1 protein-coding gene is annotated in these 1957 nt (G+C 33.7%); it reads right to left on the bottom strand.

All coding sequences use genetic code 11. The features are described 5' to 3' along the window. Positions 1–125: 125 nt before the first annotated feature. On the bottom strand, positions 126–1957 hold a 1832-nt coding region (locus tag GBZ86_RS15420; RefSeq protein ID WP_152892131.1), incomplete at its 5' end, for a peptidase G2 autoproteolytic cleavage domain-containing protein.

The following is a 1957-nucleotide window of genomic DNA, read 5'->3' as shown; positions in this document are numbered from 1 at the left end:
ATATATATCTTTTTATGTAAAAATGTTACATTAAAACCAATTTGAGTATGAAAAATTGGTTTTAATGTATTTAAATATAGCTTTTAAATTTCATATAATAAGAATTGAAAAAACAACTTATTCATTTATCTAAATATAATTAAAATCTGATCTATATCTGTTCTTTTTAAAACTCTATAACCTTGTTTAGACATAGATTTTGTAGCAATTCCATCATTGTTTGGAACACAAAAACCACCAGGTATACAGCTTCCGTCATCCCTGACTTTAATTTGTCCAATAAGTGCTACGGCTACCCATTCTTTTCTAGAAGAACGAGGAATATATTTTTTACTTGAGTCATATGACGGATTTAACATTGGAATTAATTGAAAGTATTCATCTGTTATCATATTATTATTATCATCAAAAGTAGCTGGAATTAATTTTTCTGTAAACTGAACTCGTTCCCATTTATCTTTTAAAAATTTATTTTTCCAATCTAATTCTGTACTATTACCTAAAACAGAAGGGCTTCCAGAAGAAACTCCTAAAATATAATCATCAAAAGAATTAGCAATTCTAATTTTATCATTTTCTAAGGCTATAAAATAACCAGGTTCTATTGAATTTCTATGAATAGTTTCAAACAATTCAGCATAGTCAGCACCGCTAGTTTCATAGGTTCCATTATTTAAAAACATTTTATTAGTTGGACCATCTATTCTAGCTGCTAATGAAAGATTATTATTATCAGTTCCATTAGCTAAGCAGAAGGAGTACGGCCCTTTTGTTTGTCCAAATTTACCCATTATAAAAGCACCTTCATGTAATGCTTTAGTATTTAATCCCTCTGCGTGAGAATTTTCAGCATTAGCTTCTGTTCTAGTACCAGCTGAATGGGAAGTATTACCTCTTGCTATAGTATCAAAACCTTCAGCATGAGCGGTAATTCCAGTAGCACGACAAGAATGACCTTCAGCATGACATTCATTATTAGTGGCTTGTGTTAATTTACCTTCCGCATGGGAATTAACACCCATAGCTTGTGTTTGTTCACCTTCACTGTGGGAATTAGCACCTGTAGCTTTAGTAGATTTACCTTCACTATGAGAATTATTTCCAATAGATTTGGTGTGAAAACCTTCAGCGTGAGAGCTGGTTCCAGTAGCACTAGAAGAGTTACCTTCAGCATGACATTCATTATTAGTAGCTTCTGTTAATTTACCTTCAGCATGACAATTATTACCGATGGATTGTGTTTGTTCACCTTCACTGTGGGAATTAGCACCTGTAGATTTAGTTAATTTACCTTCACTATGAGAATTATTTCCTCTGGCTTGAGTAGAATCACCTTCAGCATGAGAATTTTCAGCATTAGCTTCTGTTCTAGTACCTTCACTGTGAGAATTGTTACCAATAGCTCTAGTATCAAAGCCTTCAGCGTGAGAAATAGTTCCAGTGGCACGAGAAGAATGACCTTCAGCATGACATCCAGTATTAGTAGCCTGTGTTAATTTACCTTCTGCATGGGAGTTAGCACCTGTAGCCTGAGTTTGTTCACCTTCACTGTGGGAATTAGCACCTGTAGCTTCGGTAGATTTTCCTTCGCTGTGAGAATTGTTTCCAGAAGACTGTGATAAAATACCTTCAGCATGAGTATTAACACCAGTAGCTTGAGTTTGTTCGCCTTCTGCATGGGAGTGGTTTCCGATAGCTTTTGTAGAAGAACCTTCAGCATGGGAACAGTCTCCAAAGGCTTTTGTAGAACAACCTTCAGCATGGGAACAGTCTCCAAAGGCTTTTGAGGAATATCCTTGGCTACTAGAACAATTTCCTATAGAATCATTATGGCAAGTATTTTTTTTTTCTTTGATAGATTTACAGTTTTCACCCCAATCAATAGCAAATATTATATCTCCAAATTTTTTATTATTATCTGATAAAGAATAATAAATAATATTATTAAATAATATTA

The sequence above is a fragment of the Clostridium tarantellae genome (assembly GCF_009295725.1).
In the GTDB taxonomy this organism is placed as follows: domain Bacteria; phylum Bacillota; class Clostridia; order Clostridiales; family Clostridiaceae; genus Sarcina; species Sarcina tarantellae.
Note: the sequence above shows the minus strand (reverse complement) of the source record. Positions and strands in the feature narration are given on the sequence as shown.